We start from the raw sequence: 18,402 nt of genomic DNA, 5'->3' as shown, positions 1-18,402 counted from the left end.
CATGACCGTGTCCGGCCCGGATGTGAGCGCGGCCCCGGCGGCCGAGTCCGGTGCCGAGCCGGTCGAGCCCGCCGCCGGCCGCCCACGGTCGTGGGTCCCCGGCCCCGCGTGGCGTGCGCTGCGCCGCCGGTGGCGCCGGTCCCTGCGGCTGCGCACGGCGGTGCTCGCGGCCCTGCTCTCGATCCTCGCGGGCCTCGTGGTCGCCGCGTTCCTGACGCAGCAGATCACCCAGGCCCTCTTCGAGGCCCGCTACGAGCAGGTCCAGGCCGAGGCCCGCCGTGGCCTGAGCCAGGTGCGCGAGACGTTCGCGCAGACCACCGCCACGGACGCGCAGAGCACGGACGTGCTGGTGACCCAGACCCTGCGTGCCCTCGAGGGGGACTCGGGCACCACGATCCGTCGCCGCTACCACCTCGCCCCGCTGCCGGACTCCGAGTCAGCGTACGTGGGGACGATCTCCTCCGCCGGGCTCGATCCCGCGGTGATCCCCCAGGAGCTGCAGGACGCGGTCGCCTCCGGGCCGGGCGTGTATGACGCGAGCGTGGCGCTGCCGGACCCCGGCGGTGGCACCCGACCCGGCCTCGTGTTCGGCGCCCAGGTGGTGCTGCCCCCGGGTGCCACCTACGGGCTCTACCTCGTCTACGACCTCTCGGACGTCCAGAGCTCGCTCGACTCGGTGCTGGGGGTGCTGCTGGTGTTCGGCGTCGGCTTCCTGGTGATCAACGTGCTGGTCTCGTGGTGGGTCTCGCGGCGGGTGACCCGGCCCGTGCAGCAGGCGGCCCGGGCGGCCGAGTCCCTCTCGAGCGGTAACCTGGCCGTGCGGATGCCGGTCGACGGTGAGGACGAGATGGCCCGCCTGAGCATGTCCTTCAACCGGATGGCGGACAGCATCCAGGACCAGATCGGCCAGCTCGCCCAGCTGTCCCAGATGCAGCAGCGGTTCGTCTCGGACGTCTCCCATGAGCTGCGCACGCCGCTGACGACCGTGCGGATGGCGGCCGACGTGCTGTACGGCTCACGCGAGGACTTCGACCCGGTCAACCGACGCTCGACCGAGCTGCTCTACCACCAGGTGGACCGCTTCCAGGCCATGCTCGCGGACCTGCTGGAGATCACCCGGTTCGACGCCGGCGCCGCCACCCCGGCCCTCGAGGCCACGGACATGCTCGAGCTGGCCCGCGACGTCGTGCTCACCTCTCAGCCGCTGGCCGACCAGATCGGCGTGCCCGTGTACGTGGTGCCCATGGACCGGGACCGCGCCGACGGCCACGTCGCCTGGGTCGACCCGCGGCGGATCGAACGGATCCTGCGCAACCTGGTGAACAACGCGATCGAGCACGCCGAGGGCCGGCCGGTGGACGTGCTCGTGGCGGCCGACGAGGAGGCCGTCACGTTCGCCGTCGTGGATCACGGCATCGGCATGAGCCCCGAGCAGGTGCAGCGCGTGTTCGACCGGTTCTGGCGCGCCGACCCCGCACGCAAGCGCACCACCGGCGGGTCCGGACTGGGTCTGGCGATCGCCACCGAGGACACCCGGCTGCACGGCGGCCGGCTCGAGGCGTGGGGCGAGCTGGGGGAGGGATCCACCTTCATGGTGACCCTGCCGCGGGCGCCGCGCCCGGCCGTGCAGGGCGCGGAGGCCCCCGAACCGATCGGCCGCTCCGTGCTGCCCATTCCGCCCCGCTACAGCACGGCGGACCGCCGGTACGCCGATGACCTGTCCCGGCCCGTCCCGCAGGAGGCGGACGCCGACGCCGCCGGCGCGATCACGGACGTCGCCGCGGCGGCCGCGGCCGCCCCGCCGTCCGCGCGCCAGGCCGAGCAGGCCCTGACCGCGCCGACCCGGCCGGTGCGCGTGGTCCCTCCCGCCGACGGGTCGGCTGCCGGGGACCGGACCGGCGATAACGGGGCAGAGGAGGCCCGATGACCACCGTGGATCCGCAGCCGCCCCGCCCGCCGCGGGTCGCCGTCGTCGGCGTGATCGTCGCCCTGGTGCTCGCCCTCAGCGGCTGCACCCAGATCCCCCAGAGCTCCGAGGTGCGCAGCGCCGACCCGGTCGACGGGGCCACCGCGGCCGCCGACGCGCCGCAGTTCCATCCGCCGGGACCGGCCGAGTCGGACACAGCGGAGGAGGCCATCCGGGGCTTCCTGCTCGCGGGCACGAGCCCGCAGGACGACTACGCGGTGGCGCGCGAGTTCCTCGACGGGCCAGCGGCCACCCAGTGGACGCCCGGACAGCGCACTCTCGTGTACTCGGCGGAGCCGCGCATCACCCGGGGCGACGGCGCCGGGCACTACCAGATCCAGGTCGAGGTCGACTCGGAGATCGACGAGTACGGCCTGCGGACCATCGCGCCGCCGGGGACCACGCGGGCTTGGGCGGTCACGGTGCAGGAACGGCCGCAGGGCATGCGGATCACGTCCACGGAGAACGGCACGCTGCTCTCCCAGGCGCAGTTCGGACAGCTGTTCGCCCCGCACGAGCTCGCCTTCTACGACACCGCGAAGCGCTACGTCGTGCCGGACGTGCGGTGGTTCGTCAATCGGGGCACCACCGTGACCGCGGTGACGCGAGCGCTGCTGCGCGGGCCGGCACCGTATCTGGCCGGGGCGGTGGACACGGCCTTCCCGCTGCGCACCGGCACCGACCTGGCCGCGCCCACGGTGCCCGTCGACGACGACGGGGTGGCCCACGTCGACCTCACCCAGGCGGCTGCCGAGGGGGCCGACGCCGACCGGCGGCACCGCATGCGGGAGCAGCTGGAGCTGACCCTGACGGGCCTCCAGTCGGTCAAGGAGGTCGAGGTGACCGTCGCCGGCGCCCAGCTGTCCACGTCGGGAGACGACGGCCCCGCCCCGGTCCAGACCGACGCCGCCGTCGGCTCGGTCCAGGTGGGCATCGACACGGCGACGGGCGGACTCGTCTACGTGCAGGGGACCAGCGTCACGCCGGTGGGCGGCGCCCCGGACGTCACCGCGCTCGATCCGGTCCGCCCGACGATGTCCGGCGACCGCAGCCGCTTCGCGTTCGTCACCCGTGACCGGACGGCGGTCCACGTCGCCGGCACGGACGGCTCCCTGCGGGAGGTGCTGCGCGGCACCGGGCTCACCGTCCCGTCGCTGGACCTCCTGGGCTGGGTGTGGGCGGCCGACCGGGGGACGACCTCGCGGATCCGCGCCGTCTCGGCCCAGCCCGGCGGGCAGGAGCGCATCGTGACGGCCACGTGGCTGCGGCCCGGCGAGCGGATCGTCGACCTGCGGTTGTCCCGGAGCGGGGCCCGGGCCGCGATGCTCGTCGACGACGGCCAGCGGACCACTCTGCGCGTGTCCGGCGTCGTGCGCGGTTCGGACGGGGTGCCGAACGCCCTGACCGAGCCGATCCTGCTGCCCTCCTCCGGGTCGGAGGACTCGGTGGAGTGGGCCGGCGACACGAACCTGCTCGTCTCGGCGTACGCCGAGAAGCCGGAGGAGCGCGTGGTGCCGCGGATCGTCTCGATCGACGGCACCGTCCGGGAGCTCAACCCGCTGGGCGGTCTGCGGGGGATCTCCGCCGGCGACGACGGCGCCTATTACGCGGAGACGGAGGAGTTCGTGTTCCTGCTGGTGGGCTCCTCGTGGCGGGCGCAGGAGCTCGACCGCGGGGTGCGCGACCTCTCGTTCCCGGACTGAGCCGGGCCCGCGCCGGGCGCCCGTCGTCCATTCCTGCACAGCCGCCCCGTCCCGCACAGCGGCCCGCCCCGGCGCCCGGACGGCGGTGGCGTGCGGTGGACTCGTTGCATGCGTTCCCCGCCGTCCTCCCCGTCCCCGGCGTCGGCGTTCGGCGCCCTCGGTCGGGCCCTGGCCGACCTGGTCCTGCCCGCCGAGTGCGCGGTGTGCGCGGCGCCGGGCCACCGGCTCTGCCCGGCCTGCGCGGAGGGACTGACCGCCGCCCTGTCCCTGCCCTTCCGGGCGGAGCAGGACGCCCCGGCCCTGCCCTTGGGCCCCGGCGGCGCTCCCCTGCCGGTGATGGCGGCCGGTCGCTACGCAGAACCGCTGGCGGCCGCCGTGCTCGCGTTCAAGGACCATCACGCGCTGCACCTGCGCGGCGTGCTGGGCGAGGCCCTCTGCCGGACCGTCGCCGCGGCGCGCCTCGAGCCGGACCTGCCCGGGGCGCGGCACGCCCTGCTCGTCCCGGTCCCGGGCGGCGCGGTCGGATTCCGACGGCGCGGCTACGACCCGCTCGCCGAGCTCACCCGGGCGCTGCCGGCGCCGTGGCTGGTCTCCGACGCCGTCCGTGCGCGCCTGCTGCCCCGCGCGAGCACGCTCCGGGGCGGCGGCCCGTCCCACGCGGGCGCCGGGGCGGGCCAGCGCCGCCGGCGGGCCCGGGACTGGCGCGTCGCCGCCGGGCGGCTGCCGGCCGGCGCGCCCGTCCTGCTCGTGGACGACGTCCTCACCACCGGCGCCACCCTCGCCGCGCTCGCGGAGGCGGTGCGCCGCGCCGGCGGGCACCCCGTCGGGGCCGTCGTGCTCGCGGCCGTGGCCCCGCCGCGGGACCCCGCCGAGCCTGGCCCCCGGCCAGGCCCCCGGGTAGGGTGAACGGCACGGAATCGCCCCTACGGTTCCCGTCCTGCCGACGGCTGGAAGGAGGTCGCACCCTCGGACCCGCCGCCGCCCTGCGGACGCGACACCGAGGCGCACCTCCCCTCCCGAGGCCGGACCCGTGAGAGTCGGACCAGGAGGACGCCATGACCATGGATGTCAGCTACATCGCCCGCAACCTCAGGCTCCCGGAGAGCTTCCGCGACCACGTCGTCGAGCGCACCGAGCGCCTCCAGCCGCTCGCCGAGGGCGCCGACACGCTCGAGGTCCGCGTGACGAAGTCCTCCCACCACAAGCACTCGGACGAGACGGTCCGCGTGGAACTGACGGTCCGTGGCCCGCGGGACGTCGTGCGGGCCGAGGCCGACGCGGACGACAAGCTGGCAGCCTTCGACCAGGCCGCCACCCGACTGACCGAGCGCCTGCGGCGCATGCGCGACCGCCGCAAGGACCGCCGCCACGGCAAGCTCGGCGCCTCCCGCGGTGCGGGCGAGGTCGGATTCGTGCCGCCGCTGCCGCCGTCGGGTGCCGCGCTGGCCGCGGAGGAGGCCGCCGAGCAGGACGCCCCCGAGGTGGGCACCCCGGTGCGCATCCGCCAGAAGGCGTTCCCCGCGACCCCCATGAGCGTGGACGAGGCCGTGGACGCGATGGAGTTGGTGGGTCATGACTTCTTCCTCTTCCAGAACGCCGAGACCGGCGTGCCCTCCGTGGTCTACCGTCGTCGGGGCTGGAGCTACGGCGTGATCCGCCTGGACGAGTCCCTCCCGCAGGATCACGTCTCCGCCTCCGAGGGGGAGCGGGCCTACCAGGCGCGGGAGGACTGACCGCCCCGCCGACGTCGACCACGACCTGCTGACGCCGCGGCGCCCTTCCCCTCCGGGACGGGCGCCGCGGCCCGTCCGGGCTCGGCCCGTACACTGTCCCGGAGACCGCGCCACGGCCGAGCGCGAGGGGCATCCCGTCCCGCCCCGGCCACACCGCAAGGGAGCAGAGAACCAGTGCCTTCGATCATCGACCGCGTCCTGAAGATCTCGGACAACCGCGTCCTCAAGCGTATGCAGGCCACGGTGGACGCCGTGAACCTCCTCGAGGATGACTTCCGGGCGCTCAGCGATGCGGAGCTGCGTGCCGAGACGGACACGCTCCGGGCCCGGCATGCGGACGGCGAGTCGTTGGACCTGCTCCTGCCGGAGGCGTTCGCCGCGGTCCGGGAGGCCGCGGGACGCACGCTCGGCCAGCGGCACTACGACGTCCAGCTGCTCGGCGGCATCGCGCTGCACCAGGGCAACATCGCGGAGATGAAGACCGGCGAGGGCAAGACCCTCGTGGCCACCGCCCCGGCCTACCTCAACGCGCTGTCCGGCAGGGGCGTGCACGTGGTGACGGTCAACGACTTCCTCGCCTCCTACCAGGCCGACCTCATGGGCCGCGTGTTCCGCTTCCTCGGCATGCAGACGGGCGTCATCGTGGCGGGCCAGACCCCGGCCGTACGCCGCGAGCAGTACGCCGCGGACATCACCTACGGCACGAACAACGAGTTCGGCTTCGACTTCCTCCGGGACAACATGGCCTGGTCCCTCGACGAGCTCGTGCAGCGTGAGCACCACTACGCGATCGTCGACGAGGTGGACTCGATCCTCATCGACGAGGCCCGCACCCCGCTGATCATCTCCGGCCCCGCCCAGGGAGAGGCCAACCGGTGGTACGGCGAGTTCGCCCGGCTGGTGCGCCGCCTCGAGGCGGACACGGACTACGAGGTGGACCACAAGAAGCGCACCGTCGGCATCCTCGGCCCCGGCATCGAGAAGGTCGAGGACCACCTCGGCATCACGAACCTGTACGAGACGCAGAACACCACGCTCATCCAGTTCCTGAACAACGCGGTCAAGGCCAAGGAGCTGTTCAAGCGGGACAAGGACTACGTGGTCCTCGACGGCGAGGTGCAGATCGTCGACGAGCACACGGGCCGCGTGCTCAAGGGACGCCGCTACAACGAGGGGCTCCACCAGGCCATCGAGGCCAAGGAGGGCGTCGAGGTCAAGCCCGAGAACCAGACGCTGGCCACGGTGACCCTGCAGAACTACTTCCGCGGCTACGAGAAGCTCGCCGGCATGACGGGCACCGCCGAGACGGAGGCCGCCGAGTTCACGTCGACCTACGGCCTCGGCGTCGTCGTGATCCCGCCGAACCGGGAGCGACAGCGCGTGGACCGCAACGACGTGGTGTACAAGAACGAGAAGGTCAAGTTCGACGCCGTCGTCGACGACATCGCCGAGCGGCACGCGAAGGGCCAACCGGTCCTGGTGGGCACCACCTCGGTGGAGAAGTCCGAGTACCTCTCCACGCTGCTGGCCAAGCGCGGCGTCCGCCACGAGGTCCTGAACGCGAAGAACCACGCCCGCGAGGCCGCCATCGTGGCGCAGGCCGGCCGCCCGGGCGCCGTCACCGTGGCCACCAACATGGCCGGCCGCGGCACCGACATCATGCTCGGCGGCAACGCCGAGTTCACGGCGGTGGCCCGCATGCAGGAGCTGGGCCTCGACGCCGCCGAGGACCCGGAGGCGTACGAGGCCCGCTGGCCCGAGGTGCTGGCGCAGGCCGAGGCCGCCGTGGAGGACGCGCACCGCGCGGTCATCGAGGCCGGCGGCCTGTACGTGGTGGGCACCGAGCGCCACGACTCGCGCCGCATCGACAACCAGCTGCGCGGTCGTTCCGGCCGTCAGGGCGACCCGGGCGAGTCCCGGTTCTACCTCTCCCTCACGGACGAGCTCATGCTCAACTTCAACCCGGGCGTGGCCCAGCGGATCATGAACAGCCCGTCGATCCCGGACGACATGGCGCTCGAGTTCGGCTTCGTCTCGAAGGCGATCCAGAACGCGCAGGCGCAGGTCGAGGGGCGCAACGCCGAGCAGCGCAAGAACGTGCTCAAGTACGACGACGTGATGAACCGCCAGCGCGAGGCCATCTACACGGACCGCCGTTCCATCCTCGAGGGGGAGGACCTGCAGGACCGGGTGCGCCGCTTCGTGGAGGACGCCGTCGGGAACATCGTGGACGCGGCCACCGAGGAGGGCCACGCCACCGACTGGGACCTCGACCAGCTGTGGCGGGACCTGGCAGAGCTCTACCCCGTGGGCATCTCGCAGGAGGACGTCCTCGACGAGGTCGGCGGCCGGGGCCGGCTCAAGGCCGAGGTCCTCAAGCGCGAACTCGTCTCCGATGCGCTCCTGGCGTACGAGGACCGGGAGGCGCAGGTGGGGTCCGAGGCGCTGCGGGAGGCGGAGCGTCGCGTGGTGCTCGCCACCATCGGGCGCCGCTGGCAGGAGCATCTCTACGAGATGGACTACCTCAAGGAGGGCATCGGGCTGCGCGCGATGGCCCAGCGCGAGCCCCTCGTGGAGTACCAGCGCGAGGGCTACACGATGTTCCAGAACATGCTCGCCGCCATCCGCGAGGACGCCGTGCGCACGCTGTTCCAGGCGCAGATCAGTGCGGCCCCCGCGTCGACGTCGCTGCCCGGCGTCCAGGACGCCCGCGCCGTGACGATGGCCCCGCAGATCTCCGTGGAGGGCATCGACGCCCCGCAGCAGCCGGCGCAGCTGCGTTTCACCGGTCCGTCCGAGGACGGGCAGAGCGCGGTCACCCGCAGCGGCACGGACTCCGGCGCCACGGTCGCGGCGGGCACGAACCGCCGCTCCCGCCGTCAGGCGGAGCGCCGCGGCCGCCGCGGCTGACCGGCATCCTGCCACGACGCAGGACGAGGGCCCGCAGACCTCCAGGTCTCCGGGCCCTCGCTCGTCAGTCCGACGGGACGATCCGGCTCAGCCGATCTCGACCGACGTCACCTTCCACCGGCTGAGCCGCCGCTCGAGTCGGAGCGCGAAGGCCCGGGCCCGGCCCTCCCACAGCACCGTCGCGCTGGCCTCCACCCGGCCGGGCGCGACCTCGCACACGCGGGCACCCACCGGGCGGGGTGCGGACTTGGGCGTCCGGGGCGGGACGGCCGCGGAGGGCCGTCGACCGGGCCCGGTCGGCGCGACGGCGCCCAGCAGCTCCATGCGACGGGTCAACTTGTCCAGGACCTCGGGCGAGAGCCAGGCGGAGAGGTCCCGCAGGGCACGGCGGCCCGTCTCGACCTCGACGCAGGCGACGGCGATCACGGCGGCGAGCGAGCGGACGCGGCGCAGCTCCTCGCGCCCCTGTTCGGTGCGGGCCCGCCGGGCGATCTCCTCACCGCGGGGCAGGACTGCGGGGCTGTGGGCGGGCCCGTGGAGGAGGGTGTCGGCGGTGCGCCGGTCGGAAGCGGCGCGGGGGCGGGTGGCGAGGGTGGTCATGGCGGTCTCCTGAGGACGAGGCGAAGCGGGGGAGTGCAGGGTCGTGGATGTCATGGCCGTGGTCCGTCCACGCCGGCGTGCGGGGTGAACACGGGGGAGGTCAGCACGGTGCCGGGCAGCAGCAGGTGCGGGTCGTCGCCGATCACCCGTCGGTTGGCCTCGTACCAGCGGCGCCAGCGGGCGTCGATCTCTCGGGGGGTCGCGTCCGGGCCGAGCTCGGCGGCGGCGAGGTGCCACAGGCAGTCGCCGCGCCGGACGGTGACGGTCGGGTGGTCCGGATCCGCACGGCCGGTGCCGGCGCCCGGTGGGGCCGGCGCCGGGGGCCGGGGCGTCCACGCGGCGTCCGGCGCCGGGGCCTCGACGCCGGTGGCGTGCGCAGGCACCGCAGCCACGGTCCAGGAGGCGTCCGGCACGGGATGAGCCGCGTCCGCCCACGCGGCCGGTGCCGCGAGCAGCTGGGCACCGACGACGGCGCCTGCCACGCGTCCGAGCAGGGCGGGAGTGAGGCTCCGGCCCAGGCGGGCCCAGGCCGGCCGACCCGCGCGGCGCCCCAGCGCGACGAGCGCCAGCCCGATCAGGCCCACCGCCCACCATGCGAGCAGTCCGAGCCCGGCGAGACCGGCACCGAGGCCCAGCACGCGGGTCAGTTCCGCCCCGGGCGCGCTGGTGCCCGTCTGCAGCAGCGCCGCGGCACAGGCGAGCAGACCGGGACCGGCCAGAAGCAGGACGGTGAGGCCGACGGCGTCCGCCGCGTCGACCGGACGGGTCGGGGCCGGGCCGGCCGGTGATGTCGAGCGCTCCATGGATTCCCCTCCTGTGCGTCCGTCCGGCCGGGATCCCGCGATCAGGCCGGTGATGATGATCACAGTGAACTGCACGGGCCGATAGGTGTCAAGAGTGATGTTTGATGATGTTTGATGACGACCGATGTCCGGCGCTGAGCCTCCTATGCTGAGCGCATGCGGTGGAACGGACTCTTCGACGACCTGGAGGCGCACTGGGCCGACCTCGGCTGGCAGGAGACGGTGGCCGAGGCCGCGGAGCTGACCCGAGCGGAGTGGATGGCGCTGTCCCTGGCCGACCGCCTGCGCGGAGCCCGAGGGCGGCAGGTCCGGCTCCACCTGGCCTGGGGCGAGGTCGTGGACGGCGTGGTGCACACGGTGGGCCAGGGCTGGGTCGGCGTGCACGTCGACGGCTCGGGATCGGCGATCGTCGCGGTGGACTGCGTGGCGGCCGTGGAGGCCGACCTGACCCGGGCCGTGGCCGCGCCCGAGCTCGCCGCGGCCGGCTGGGGGACGGTGCTGCGCGGCATCGCGCGGACGCGCCAGCCGGTGGCGGTGACGGGACGCCTCGGCGCGGCGCTGGCGGAGGGCACCGTGGACCGGGTCGGCGGCGACCACCTCGACATCGCCCGCCACCCGCGGGACGAGGCCCGGCGGGCCGCGGCCGTCCGCGGGCGGCTCGTCATCCCGTTCGGGGCGCTGGGGACGGTCCGGACCGCGCTGCGCCCCGCCTGAGCAGACCGTGTGGGCTCAGCGGGCCTGCGCGTCCGCCTCGGTCCACTCCCGGACGCGGGCGCGCGTCACTTCCTTCTGACGTTCCACGTAGTCCTCGAGCCAGGACAGCTCGATGCGCCACTGACCGCGGCCCCCGACCTGGATGGCCTGCAGCTCACCCGAGCGGACCAGGGCACGGGCGGCCTGACCGGAGATGTTCAGGGTCTCCGCGACGTCGGTCAGGGTGAGAAAGCGCTGCACGGTGCTCCTTCGGTCGAGGCGTCCAGGACGGTCGCGGGCGGCCCACGACGTCGACCCATTCAACCCCGGGAACACCCGGAGGCGACACTTTTCCACAGCGTACGCGGCGGATCCGGCGATCCACGGCCCCTGTGGTTACTCTGGGCGCAGCGCGGAGGGGCCGACACCGACGGGGTGCCGGGGCCGCGGCGGCCCGAGGGGCCGGTCCGAAGGGGGGAACATCCGGTGTCCACGACCATGTCCGCGTCCGCCGAGGGCGGCCGTCTGCGCCGGCCCCGCTGGCGGGATCCCCGGCTCCTCGTCGGTCTCGTGCTCGTCCTCGCCTCGATCGCCGGCGTCGTGGCGCTGGTCGCCTCCGCCCAGCGGACCGCAGCGTACTGGACGGCTGCGGAGGACCTGCCCCCGGGCACACCCATCGCGTCCGGGGACCTGCGCCCCGTGGAGGTGAACCTCAGCGAGGCCGGCGAGCGGTACCTCAGCGCCGATGCTCCGGCTCCCGAGGGGCGGATGGTCTCCGGGACTGTCCGGGCCGGTGAGCTGCTGCCGGCGGCGGCACTGGTGGACGCGGACCCGGACGGCCGTCGTCCCGTCGGGGTGGCCCTGGACGAGCCGCTGCCGTCCGGCGTGGGCGTGGGAGACCGCGTGGACGTCTGGGTGGCCATGCCGGCGGAGGGAGGCCGCGGCCATGCAGACCCGGCCCGGCTGGCCGAGGCGCTCGAGATCTCCGAGGTCACGGCGGAGCAGAACGGCTTCGGCGGCTCGGGCACCACCCGGGTGCAGCTGCTGGCACCAAAGGAGACCCTGCCGCGCATCGTGGACGCGAAGGTGAAGGACGCGCGGGTCACCCTCGTGCCGGCCCACGGGGTGCGCTGACCGTGCGCATCGCCCTGGCCACCACCGTCCAGCCGGGCCTGGACCACATCGGCCCGCTCGAGCGGCACCAGACGGACATCACGGTCCTCCGCCGGGCCGAGGACATCGCCGAGCTGCTCGCCATCGCCCGCTCCGGTCTCGTGGACGCGGTCCTCGTGGCCGGGGACACCGAGTCCCTCACCGCCGCCTTCCTGGAGGAGACGGCCCGGCTGCCCCGACCCGTGGGCGTGGCGGCGCTCAGCGAGGTCCGTGCCGAGCGGCGTCGTCTCCGCAGCATGGGGGTGCCCTGCGTGCGCGCCGACGCCGACCCCGAGCAGATCGCGGCCGTCGTCGTGGAGTCCGCGAGCGCCGCCGCGGAGGGCCGCCGGCCGGAGACCTCGCACGGGGAGGACGCCGACCACGCCCGGGATCACGCCGAGGACCTCGACGACCTGCCGATCACCCTGGAGACGCTCGGCGCGGACGAGGTGCCCGGCCTCACGGACCCCTGGCGCGACGCCGACGAGCCCGACGACGCCGGGCCGGGCGCCGCCCCCGCCGCGGCCACCCCCGACGACGGCCCCGCCACCGCGGGCGAGGGAGCCGACCCCGCACCCTCTCCGGAGGAGGGCGAACCGACCGCACCCGCGCGGGAGTCCCTGGTGACCGTGGTGTGGGGTCCCACCGGCGCCCCGGGACGCACCACCGTCGCCGTGAACCTCGCCGCCGAGCACGCCGTGGCCGGCCGGAACACGCTGCTGGTCGACCTGGACACGTACGGCCCCGCCGTCGGTGTGCACCTGGGGCTGACGGAGGAGTCGGCCGGCGTGTCGCGGGCCGTGCGGCGGGCCGACCACGGCCGACTGGGCGCCGCCGACCTGGCGGCCGCGGGCGTCCGCGTCCGCGTCGCCGGCGCGGACCTGACGGTTCTGACGGGGCTCACCCGCGTGGACCGGTGGCCCGAGCTGCGCCCCGCCGCCGTCTCCGCGCTGATCGCGGCCGCCAGGGAACACTGGGACCGCGTGGTCGTCGACGTCGGGTTCGGTCTCGAGCAGGACGAGGAGTTGTCCTTCGACGTGCCCGCCCCACAGCGCAACGGTGCGACCCTGGCGGCGCTCGCCGCGGCCGACGAGGTCATCGCGGTCGGCGGGCCGGACGCCGTCGCCCTGCCCCGCCTGGTCCGCGGGGTCGAGGAGCTGGCGGAGGCGGCCCCGGCGGCACGGCTGCGCGTCGTGGTCAACCGGCTCCGGCCCGCCGCCGCCGGCGTCGCCCCGCGCGGGCAGGTCGAGGCCGTCTGGAACCGCTACGCCTCGCCGGCCACGCCCCTGGAGGCGTTCCTGCCGTGGGACCCGGCCGCCGCGGACCCCGCGCTGCTCGCCGGCCAGGTGCTCGCCGAGGCCGCTCCGAACAGCCCGCTGCGTCGCGCCCTCGCCACGCTGGCCGGTGTCCCTGCCCGCCCCGCCCGCCGCGGACGGCACCGCGCACGGCCCTCGCAGACCATCGCCGCCGTGTCGTCCGACGCCGCCCGCGACGCCACGGACACGGGCCGCCCGGCACGTCGCCGTACCCTGATCCCATGGTCAGTTCGCTCGCGCAGGACCCCCTGACGTCGCACCCGGACATCGGAGACGAGGACCGCGCCTGGCTGCAGCGGCTCGTGGGGGACTGGCAGCTCGTGGCAGACCTGGCGCTCGCGGACCTCGTGCTCTGGTGCCCCGTGCCCCGCCGCGACGAGGCCGGAGGGTTCGTCGCGCTCGCCCAGGTCCGGCCCTTCACCGCTCCCACCCTCTTCCACCGCGACATCGTGGGCTCGCGCGCCCGCGCGGACCTGCGGGCCGTCGTCGGGCAGACGTGGCATGGCGGGGAGCGGGCCGAGGGGGCCGGCCCCGTCGAGGCCCCGGGAGGCACGCTGCAGGTGCGTCTGTGGCCGGTGGTCCGCGCCGGGAGGGTCATCGCGGTCGTCTCCGCGCACGCGGACCCGAACGGCCGGCCGGCGCGCTCGGTGATCGAGGAGAACTACAGCCGGACGGCCAGCACCCTGCTGGACATGATGCAGCACGGCCGCTGGCCGGCGCCCGAGGAGCCTCCCGGCCTCTGGGCAGGCGGCACGCCGCGGGTGGGGGACGGCCTCGTCGTGCTCGGGCCGGACTCGGTCGCCGAGTTCACCAGTCCCAACGCGGTCTCCGCCCTGCGCCGGCTGGGCATCGCCTCAACGCTCGAGGGGCACCGGCTCACCGACGTCCTGGCCAGCACCGACGCCGCCCGTGTGCCCACCGACGAGGGGACGTGGGCCGTGCTCACCGGGCTGCGTGCCGGACGGCGGGAGGTGCAGTCCGGCGGGGCGTCCCTCACGGTGCGCTCCGTCCCCCTGCTCGGTCCGGACGGCTGGCAGGGGGCGCTGCTGCTGCTGCGCGACGTGACCGAGCTGCGCCGCCAGGAGCAGCGTCTGCTCACCAAGGACGCGACCATCCGCGAGATCCACCACCGCGTCAAGAACAACCTGCAGACCGTGGGATCGCTGCTGCGCATGCAGGCGCGGCGCACGTCCTCGCCCGAGGCGGAGCGTGCGCTGCGTCAGGCGATGCAGCGGGTGGACACGATCGCCCTCGTCCACCAGACGCTGAGCGAGGAGATCGAGGACCAGGTCCCCGTGGACGGTCTGCTGCAGCGGCAGTTCCGCCTGGCCGTCGAGGTGGCCGGGGACGGGCGGCCGCTGCAGGTCGCGGTCACGGGCGAGTTCGGTGAACTGCCCTCCCACGTGACCACGCCGCTGGCGCTGGTGCTCAATGAGCTGGCGGCCAACGCCGTCGAGCACGGCACGGCGCCGGGCGGTGGCTGCGTGGGCCTGCACGCCGACCGCGAGTCGACCCCCGCGGGAACGGTGCTGGTCGTGTCCGTGACGGACGGCGGCCCCGCCGCCCCCGACGGATGGGTGCCGGGGGAGTCTCCCCGCGCGGGCGAGGGATCGGGGCTCGGCCTGCGCATCGTGCACTCGCTCGTGGAGGGGGACCTGCGCGGCACCCTGCGCTGGGAGCGGTCCGACGACGGCGGCACGCGCGTCGTGCTGCGACTGCCCCTGACGTGAACCCGGCCGGGCTTGAGGACGGCCCCGTCGACGTCGTCGACGGGGCCGGTGGTCCGGGTGGGTCAGGAGGCGCGGCGGGCACGCGCGGCGCGGCGCTTCATGGCGCGCCGCTCGTCCTCGCTCATGCCGCCCCAGACGCCCGAGTCCTGGCCGGACTCCATGGCCCACTTCAGGCACGTGTCCACGACCTCACACGAGCGGCACACCGCCTTGGCCTCCTCGATCTGCAGGAGGGCGGGGCCGGTGTTGCCCACCGGGAAGAACAGCTCCGGGTCCTTGTCCAGGCACGCTGCTTTACTGCGCCAATCCATCGGTCCGCTCACTTTCTGTCGGAAGAGCCGGAGCCCGCGGGCGCCGGTGGTCACGGCCTCCGCCGGCGGCGGGCGCGGGGGCCTGCGCGGACGACGCGCGGCACGACCGATACGGAGGGCGACCCTGGTCATTGCAACGGGGACCGCTTTCGTACGAACGCGGCCCCCGGAAATCTTTCGCGTGCCATCCTCGCACGGCCCTCACGAGTGAACAAGAGGTGAATGAGGTGCATCACCGCACCTCCCAGTGAGTCCTTGGTCACACCCATGCCCGGGGCGGCGCGTCGCCGCGGACCTGGCCCGCGCACCGCCCGGCGTACGGTGGGGGACACGTCCGTCCCCGCAGCCGTCCCGCAGGAGAGGCCCCATGGCACAGTCCCGCCGCCCCGACCCCGTCGCCCCGTCCGAGTCGTCGGGCGCCGACGCGACGACGGTCCCGCCCCGCCCCGGCCGGGGCCTGCCGGTGGCCGTCCTCGTGGTCGCCGCGGCGCTCGTGCTCGAGGCGGGCGCGCTCCTCTGGCTCGCCGTGGACGCGGTGGTGCATGCGGCGGACGGGGTGCTCCCGGCCGGCGCCCGCGTGATGCTGGTCGTCATCTACGCGCTGCTCACCCTGTGGATCCTTGCGACCGCCGTCGCCCTGCTGCGCGGTCGGGCGTGGAGCCGCGGCGCCGCCGTCGCGATCCAGCTCTTCGGTGTGCTCCTGTCGTCATGGCTCTTCAGCGTGGACGCCGCCGCTCTGGGTGGGCCGCTGCTCGCGGTCTCCGGCGTCGCGCTGCTCACCCTCTTCACGACGCCGGTCACCCGGCATCTCACCCCCGCCCCGGAGGCCTCGACGGACGCCTGAGCCCGGCTCCGACGACGACGGCGCGCCCCCGGTCGGGGGCGCGCCGTCGTCGTCATCGGGGGGCGTGGTCAGTTCACCGGGCCGGTGAACTTCTCGCCGGGGCCCTTGCCCGGGGCGTCCGGGAACGGGGAGGCCTCACGGAACGCCAGCTGCAGCGAGCGCAGGCCGTCGCGCAGCGGGCCGGCGTGCTGGCTGCCGATCTCGGGGGCCGCGGCCGTGACCAGCCCGGCGAGGGCCGTGATGAGCTTGCGGGCCTCGTCGAGATCGATGAGCTCGCGGGCGTCGGGGGAGTCGGCCAGGCCGCACTTGACGGCGGCGGCGGTCATCAGGTGCACGGCGGTGGTCGTGATGACCTCGACGGCGGGGACCTCGTGGATGTCGCGGATCTCGGCGGGGGCGTCCATGGGGGTGGCGTCCTGGGCCTGACGTTCGTCTGTCATGGTGGTAAGCTTCCCATAGACCACTCGTGGTCCGCGCAAGACCTCGTCATCCGGTGACCCCGGGGCGGGCATGCACGGGCCAGGAGCAGCAAAGTGGAGGCCTCTCTCCCACCCGCGTCAGCAGGATGTCCGGTTCGCCCCGGACCGAGTTGCCGGGTCGCCGGTCGGGACCGCCGCGTCGTGGCGCGCAGCCCGCACCGAGGGTCCCGTCTGCGGGACCGTGTCGAGGCCTCCGTCTGCGTCCGCGCAGGGGAGGCCTTCCTCGTTTCCGAGGGCCCCTCCGGTGGGCGCGGGATCACCCGTCGTCTCACACAGAGGAGCAGCACCATCAGCGATCCCCGCATCAACGAGCGTATCCGCGTTCCGGACGTCCGCCTGGTCGGCCCGAACGGCGAACAGGTCGGCATCGTCCGCGTCGAGGACGCCCTCCGGCTTGCCGCCGAGGCGGACCTGGATCTCGTGGAGGTGGCCCCCACGGCCAAGCCTCCGGTGTGCAAGCTGATGGATTTCGGCAAGTACAAGTACGAGGCCGCGGTGAAGGCCCGTGAGTCGCGCAAGAACCAGGTGAACACGGTCCTCAAGGAGGTCCGCTTCCGCCTGAAGATCGACAAGCACGACTATGAGACCAAGACCGGCCACGCCAAGAAGTTCCTGAGCCAGGGCGACAAGGTCAAGGCCATCATCCAGTTCCGCGGCCGTGAGCAGCAGCGTCCCGAACTCGGCATCAAGCTGCTGCAGCAGTTCGCCGAGGACGTCGCCGAGCTGGGCACCGTCGAGTCGCAGCCGCGCCAGGACGGCCGCAACATGGTGATGGTGGTCGCCCCGCTGCGCACCAAGGCCGATGCGCGGGCGGACCAGCGCAAGAACTCGGCCGAGAGCCACCGCGAGCGTCAGGGCGGCGGTTCGCGTCGCGACCAGGCCGCCCGCGAGGCCAAGGAGCGCGCCGCGCAGAAGGCGGCGTCCGACTCCGCCCCGGTGCGGAATTCGGTCGGGGATGCGTTCCCCGAGCAGCTGAAGGCCATGGCCGCCCGGACGCAGGAGAACGCCTCCGCGGCCCCGGCCGAGACGACGCAGGCGCCGAAGACCCCGGCCCCGGCGGCTCCCCGCCCGGCCGCGGCCGCCCCGGCTGCGAAGCCGGCCTCCAGCGCCACGCCCGCATCGGCCCCGAAGCCGGCCGCGACGCCGAAGCCGCAGTCCTCGGCTGCGCCGGCTGCCACGCCGAAGCCGCGGTCCGCCGCCAAGCCGGCCGCGCCGTCGTCGGCTCCGAAGCCGGCGGCCAAGCCGATGCCGGCCCCGCCCAAGCCCGCCGCCCCCCGCGGCGGTGCCCCCAAGCCCGGTCCTCGGGCCTGACCCCCCGGGGTCGCCACAGACCAGCCCGGTCCGGACGGACCGGGGTGACCAGCACTGCCGTGCGCGCCGCGCACGGCAGCGATGAGTGAAGGAGAACGGCAGCCATGCCGAAGATGAAGACCCACAGCGGTGCCAAGAAGCGCTTCCGCGTGACCGGCTCCGGCAAGATCATGCGCCAGCAGGCGAACCGCCGCCACTACCTGGAGCACAAGTCCTCGCGCCTGACCCGCCGTCTCAAGGGCGACCAGCTCGTCTCCAAGGGCAGCATCAAGCAGATCAAGCGGATGCTCGGCATCTGACACCCCCCCCGGCCTCGCCGGAACCCCTTCCTCCTCGGCCGTGACGCGCCAGTGCGCGCCCCGGGGACCACACAGATTGGAGTACGCACGTGGCACGTGTGAAGCGGGCAGTGAACGCCCACAAGAAGCGTCGGACCATGCTGGAGCGCGCCTCCGGCTACCGCGGCCAGCGGTCTCGCCTGTACCGCAAGGCGAAGGAGCAGATGCTCCACTCGTTCACCTACAACTACCAGCATCGCCACAAGCGCAAGGGTGACTTCCGTCGCCTGTGGATCACCCGCATCAACGCGGCCGCCCGCGCCAACGGCATGACCTACAACCGCTTCATGCAGGGCCTCAAGCTGGCCGGCGTCGAGGTGGACCGCCGCATGCTGGCCGAGATCGCCGTCTCCGACGCCGCGACCTTCGCCGTGCTGGTGAAGACCGCCCGCGAGGCGCTGCCCGCAGACGTGAACGCCCCCGCCGCCTCCCGCTGAGCCGGCTCCGGGGCCTTGAGGGCCCCCACCACCACGTCCCAGGCGTGAACACCACCGCCGACGGGGCGGGTCCTCC

18 protein-coding genes are annotated in these 18,402 nt (G+C 74.4%); 13 read left to right on the top strand and 5 right to left on the bottom strand.

Annotation, left to right across the window (positions count from 1 at the left end; all coding sequences use genetic code 11):
• The first annotated feature begins 1 nt into the window (after position 1).
• From mtrB to secA, 5 genes are all read left to right on the top strand, one after another.
• Complete coding sequence (mtrB, locus tag ABIB16_RS08135; protein ID WP_041105228.1) at positions 2-1,927, top strand: MtrAB system histidine kinase MtrB; 1,926 nt, start codon at positions 2-4, stop codon at positions 1,925-1,927.
• Positions 1,924-3,669 carry an LpqB family beta-propeller domain-containing protein gene (locus ABIB16_RS08130; protein ID WP_002854873.1) on the top strand — a complete coding sequence of 582 codons (1,746 nt, stop codon included), beginning with the start codon at positions 1,924-1,926 and terminating at the stop codon, positions 3,667-3,669. Before mtrB ends, ABIB16_RS08130 begins: the two co-directional genes overlap by 4 nt.
• Before the next feature lie 108 nt (positions 3,670-3,777).
• Positions 3,778-4,575, top strand: coding sequence for a ComF family protein (locus tag ABIB16_RS08125; RefSeq protein ID WP_354436188.1), 798 nt, complete (start codon positions 3,778-3,780; stop codon positions 4,573-4,575).
• Between the two features lie 149 nt (positions 4,576-4,724).
• Positions 4,725-5,402, top strand: a complete 678-nt coding sequence (gene hpf / locus ABIB16_RS08120) for a ribosome hibernation-promoting factor, HPF/YfiA family (protein WP_041105232.1) — start codon at positions 4,725-4,727, stop codon at positions 5,400-5,402.
• A gap of 174 nt (positions 5,403-5,576) precedes the next feature.
• The gene (gene secA, locus ABIB16_RS08115; RefSeq protein ID WP_354436187.1) at positions 5,577-8,312 is read left to right on the top strand and encodes a preprotein translocase subunit SecA; all 2,736 of its coding nucleotides are present in this window, start codon (positions 5,577-5,579) and stop codon (positions 8,310-8,312) included.
• A gap of 87 nt (positions 8,313-8,399) precedes the next feature.
• On the opposite strand, the gene ABIB16_RS08110 is transcribed toward secA, so the two are convergent.
• On the bottom strand, positions 8,400-8,912 hold the full coding sequence (locus ABIB16_RS08110) for an Rv3235 family protein (RefSeq protein WP_061866997.1): 513 nt from the start codon (positions 8,910-8,912) through the stop codon (positions 8,400-8,402).
• A 50-nt stretch (positions 8,913-8,962) separates the two neighbouring features.
• The gene (locus ABIB16_RS08105; protein ID WP_044659782.1) at positions 8,963-9,715 is read right to left on the bottom strand and encodes a LysM peptidoglycan-binding domain-containing protein; all 753 of its coding nucleotides are present in this window, start codon (positions 9,713-9,715) and stop codon (positions 8,963-8,965) included.
• Between the two features lie 156 nt (positions 9,716-9,871).
• On the opposite strand from ABIB16_RS08105, the gene ABIB16_RS08100 reads away from it, so the two are divergent.
• Positions 9,872-10,429: a hypothetical protein gene (locus ABIB16_RS08100; RefSeq protein WP_036383497.1), complete on the top strand. Its 558-nt coding sequence runs from the start codon at positions 9,872-9,874 to the stop codon at positions 10,427-10,429.
• Between the two features lie 15 nt (positions 10,430-10,444).
• Here ABIB16_RS08100 and ABIB16_RS08095 read toward each other — a convergent pair whose 3' ends face one another.
• Entirely contained in the window at positions 10,445-10,669 is a 225-nt protein-coding gene (locus ABIB16_RS08095; protein ID WP_123244132.1) for a helix-turn-helix domain-containing protein, read from the bottom strand.
• Positions 10,670-10,894: 225 nt separating this feature from the next.
• Between ABIB16_RS08095 and ABIB16_RS08090 the strand changes: the two genes are divergently transcribed.
• Genes ABIB16_RS08090 through ABIB16_RS08080 form a run of 3 tightly spaced genes read left to right on the top strand, consistent with a single transcriptional unit; the run spans position 10,895 to position 14,606 of the window.
• Positions 10,895-11,542, top strand: a complete 648-nt coding sequence (locus ABIB16_RS08090) for a CpaB family protein (RefSeq protein WP_123244131.1) — start codon at positions 10,895-10,897, stop codon at positions 11,540-11,542.
• Between the two features lie 2 nt (positions 11,543-11,544).
• Positions 11,545-13,128, top strand: a complete 1,584-nt coding sequence (locus tag ABIB16_RS08085; protein WP_123244130.1) for a tyrosine-protein kinase family protein — start codon at positions 11,545-11,547, stop codon at positions 13,126-13,128.
• Positions 13,098-14,606: a sensor histidine kinase gene (locus ABIB16_RS08080; protein WP_134415753.1), complete on the top strand. Its 1,509-nt coding sequence runs from the start codon at positions 13,098-13,100 to the stop codon at positions 14,604-14,606. Before ABIB16_RS08085 ends, ABIB16_RS08080 begins: the two co-directional genes overlap by 31 nt.
• Before the next feature lie 62 nt (positions 14,607-14,668).
• Here the strand turns inward: ABIB16_RS08080 and ABIB16_RS08075 are convergent, their stop codons facing one another.
• Entirely contained in the window at positions 14,669-14,917 is a 249-nt protein-coding gene (locus ABIB16_RS08075) for a WhiB family transcriptional regulator (protein WP_002854852.1), read from the bottom strand.
• Between the two features lie 367 nt (positions 14,918-15,284).
• Here ABIB16_RS08075 and ABIB16_RS08070 point away from each other — a divergent pair, with 367 nt between their 5' ends.
• On the top strand, positions 15,285-15,761 hold the full coding sequence (locus ABIB16_RS08070; protein WP_041105247.1) for a hypothetical protein: 477 nt from the start codon (positions 15,285-15,287) through the stop codon (positions 15,759-15,761).
• 68 nt (positions 15,762-15,829) lie between these two features.
• On the opposite strand, the gene ABIB16_RS08065 is transcribed toward ABIB16_RS08070, so the two are convergent.
• Positions 15,830-16,201, bottom strand: a complete 372-nt coding sequence (locus ABIB16_RS08065; RefSeq protein WP_036313345.1) for a DUF1844 domain-containing protein — start codon at positions 16,199-16,201, stop codon at positions 15,830-15,832.
• 180 nt (positions 16,202-16,381) lie between these two features.
• On the opposite strand from ABIB16_RS08065, the gene infC reads away from it, so the two are divergent.
• The 3 genes from infC (at position 16,382) to rplT (ending at position 18,326) form a co-directional block, all read left to right on the top strand.
• Entirely contained in the window at positions 16,382-17,551 is a 1,170-nt protein-coding gene (gene infC, locus ABIB16_RS08060; protein ID WP_230278115.1) for a translation initiation factor IF-3, read from the top strand.
• Between the two features lie 104 nt (positions 17,552-17,655).
• A complete protein-coding gene (rpmI, locus tag ABIB16_RS08055; protein WP_002853699.1) occupies positions 17,656-17,850 on the top strand; it encodes a 50S ribosomal protein L35 in 195 nt (64 codons plus the stop codon).
• An 89-nt stretch (positions 17,851-17,939) separates the two neighbouring features.
• Positions 17,940-18,326 (top strand): 50S ribosomal protein L20, encoded by a 387-nt coding sequence (gene rplT / locus ABIB16_RS08050; protein WP_002853696.1) that lies wholly within the window; start codon positions 17,940-17,942, stop codon positions 18,324-18,326.
• Positions 18,327-18,402: the final 76 nt, after the last annotated feature.

Origin of the sequence: Micrococcus sp. UYEF5 (genome assembly GCF_040546065.1) — a bacterium.
Classification (GTDB): domain Bacteria; phylum Actinomycetota; class Actinomycetes; order Actinomycetales; family Micrococcaceae; genus Micrococcus; species Micrococcus luteus.
The sequence above is the reverse complement of the archived record's forward strand: the minus strand, read 5'-3'. Positions and strand labels throughout refer to the sequence as shown.